The organism is Candidatus Hydrogenedentota bacterium (genome assembly GCA_035416745.1).
Lineage (GTDB): Bacteria > Hydrogenedentota > Hydrogenedentia > Hydrogenedentales > SLHB01 > UBA2224.
This window is the reverse complement of record DAOLNV010000036.1, coordinates 1-2,886: the sequence shown is the minus strand read 5'-3', so window position 1 is coordinate 2,886 and position 2,886 is coordinate 1. Positions and strand designations below refer to the sequence as shown.

The 2,886-nt window shown below is 62.3% G+C and carries 2 protein-coding genes; both read left to right on the top strand.

Annotated elements, in window-relative coordinates; all coding sequences use genetic code 11:
• The first annotated feature begins 228 nt into the window (after positions 1–228).
• Positions 229–1,977, top strand: a complete 1,749-nt coding sequence (locus PLJ71_12155; GenBank protein HQM49431.1) for a right-handed parallel beta-helix repeat-containing protein — start codon at positions 229–231, stop codon at positions 1,975–1,977.
• 87 nt (positions 1,978–2,064) lie between these two features.
• The gene (locus tag PLJ71_12150) at positions 2,065–2,880 is read left to right on the top strand and encodes a prolyl oligopeptidase family serine peptidase (protein ID HQM49430.1); all 816 of its coding nucleotides are present in this window, start codon (positions 2,065–2,067) and stop codon (positions 2,878–2,880) included.
• The last annotated feature ends 6 nt before the right edge of the window (positions 2,881–2,886 follow it).

Sequence of the window (2,886 nt, the reverse complement as noted above, 5' to 3'; positions counted from 1 at the left end):
AAGCGCACCGGCCCTGAAAGGGCCAAAGGCCGTAGCCCGGGGCAAGCGAAGCGCAGCCCCGGGTTTGGTCAGCACCCTCGAAAGAAGCCCCGAAGTGGGCGAAGGAAACCTGGCGGAGCACAGGTTAGGCCGAATTCCGCTGCCCTGGACATCTCGTTTCCCTGCGTGCAATTCGCAAGGCATTCCAGTATCCTCTCCGCACAAATCAACCCAAAGGAGACGCTCCTGATGTTCACTGTCATGCCGTTGATACTGGCCTTGTCGCAAACACTTGCCGCGGCGGAACCGCCCGTGGCGGACTTCGTGGTCGCCGCGGAGGGCAAGGACACGAACCCCGGCTCGTTCGAGGAACCGTTCGCGACTATCGAGCGCGCCCAGACCGCCGTGCGTGACTTGATCGCGCAAGGGCTCGACAATAACGTGACGGTGCTCATTCGCGAAGGCGAATACGTGCTCGAGAAACCCTTGGTCTTCGGGCCCTCTGATTCGGGCTCGGCCGATTTCGCCGTGATCTACGCGGCCTATCCCGGCGAGATGCCGGTTATTTCCGGCGGACGCCGTCTTACCGGCTGGAAACGGAGCGACGGCGGCAAATGGACCCTCAACGTGGCTGAGGCCGTGGGCGAGGTGTGGCCGTTCCGCCAGCTGTTCGCCGACGGACAACGCCTGACGCGCGGGCGGTTCCCAGACCCGCCCGGCCTCCTTCGCGTCGGTACGGTATCCCCCGATGTGACCGAAATCACCCTCACGACCGCCCCGCCCGTGGACAACCTTGCCGGGAAAGACGCTGAACTTGTGATGTACCAGAACTGGTCCATATCGCGGGCGGCCATCGTGTCGTCGGAGGGCAAGGTCCTGAAACTCGCCAACCCGATGGGCTGGATCGGCCACGGAAGCGCCACGACGGCGAGTCCGGACAAGCCCGCCATTATCGAGAACGTTCTCGAATTTGTCGATCAGCCCGGCGAATGGTATCTCGACCGCAGAACCGGCGTGTTGACCTATCAGGCCGCCGAGGGCGAAGACCCCAACGCAAAGACATTCGTCGCGCCGAAGCTCGAACAACTGCTTCTCGTTGAGGGGCAGCCCGGCAAGAGGGTCACCAACGTGCGGTTCGAGGGACTGACCTTCGCGCACGCCGAATGGGCCCTTCCGCCTTTCGGCTACCTGGGCATCCAGGCCGGACATTACGGAACAAGCACGCAGGCTCGCACCTATGTGCCGCCCGTGGGTATAGAATTCACGTACGCGGAACACTGCGCACTCGAGCGCTGCCGTATCGCGAATTTCGGCCCTTCGGGTATCGGGTTCGGACTCCAGTGCCGCAACAATCGCGTCGCCGGATGCGCTTTGGCCGACATTGGCGGCAACGGCATCATGACGGGCTGGCGCGGCAAGGGAGAACTGGCGGGCGCCGGCGACACCGAAGACCACCACCTCGCGGCCGACTGGGCCAACGCGGAAGATGCGCCCATCGGCAACGAGATCGTCTCCAACGAGATTCAGACCTGCGGCGCAGTCAACCATGGCTGCGTGGGCATCTTCGACGCCTTTTGCGCCGAAACCCGCATCGCCCACAATGTCGTACACGCCATGCCCTATACCGGCATTTCGGCCGGGTTTCGCTGGGACGAGACGGAGACGAGCCAGCGCGGTACGATCATCGAATACAACCACGTGTACGACACCATGCGCATGCTTGCCGACGGGGGGTGTCTCTATACCCTTGGGTGGCAGCCCGGCGCGGTCATCCGCGGCAACGTTTTTCACGACGCGCACCGGAGCGAGTTCGCCCACGGCGGCGCTCCGAACAACGGCATCTTCTTTGACCAAGGCAGCAAAGGCTTTCACGTCGTGGGCAACACCATTTACGACTGCTCGGGCGGGCCTATCCGGTTCAATCAGACCAACCCCGGCAATTTGACGTGGGACAACAACTCCTTCGAGACCGGACTGGAGTACCGCGCGGAACCGTAAAATACACGGGCGCCGGAAGAGCCTCGGAGGCAAGTGCCAAGGCATTGCAGGCAGGAAGAAGGCCAAAGAACGAAAGGGACCGCTCTCATGCAAGGTCAGTGTCTGTTGGTTACCCCGCTGGTGTTATTGTTTGTTTGTACGGCAGCGGCCGGGGAATGGTCGTTCGAAGATGTGGCGTTCACCGCACGGTGTGATGGAACGGAGCAGCGCTACGTCATCGGCTTCCCGGAAGGGTTCGACGTGAGCGCGCCTCGCGACGCGTTGATTGCCTTGCACGGCCATGGCTCGGACCGCTGGCAATTCGTCAAGGACGAGCGCGGCGAATGCAAAGCTCCGCGCGATATCGCCATGGCCAGAAACATGCTCTTCATCTCGCCGGACTACCGCGCAGAGACGTCGTGGATGGGACCAAAAGCCGAGGCCGACCTCGTGCAGATTATCGAAGAAGTGCGCGGGAAGTATCCGATCAACCGCGTCTTTCTCTGCGGAGGTTCCATGGGCGCGGCCGGCACTCTGACGTTCACTGCCCTGCACCCGGAACTGATTGCCGGGGCGGCCGCCATGAACGGTACCGCCAACCATCTCGAGTACGAGAACTACCAGGACGCCATCCGGGAATCGTTCGGCGGGGCCAAAGCCGAGCTCCCCGAGGAGTACAAGAAACGCAGCGCGGAATACTGGCCCGAGCGGTTCACCATGCCCCTGGCCATGTCTCTCAGCGGCCAGGATACGTCCGTGCCGCCCCAGAGCAGTTTACGGCTGGCCGACGTTCTCCGGAAGATGGGGCGCGAGGTGTTCATCATCTATCGCGAAGAACAAGGGCATTTCAGCACCTACGAAGACTCGCGGGCCATCATTGAACACGTCATCGCCCAAGCTGATGCAATCGCGGAAAAGAAATGAGACGCG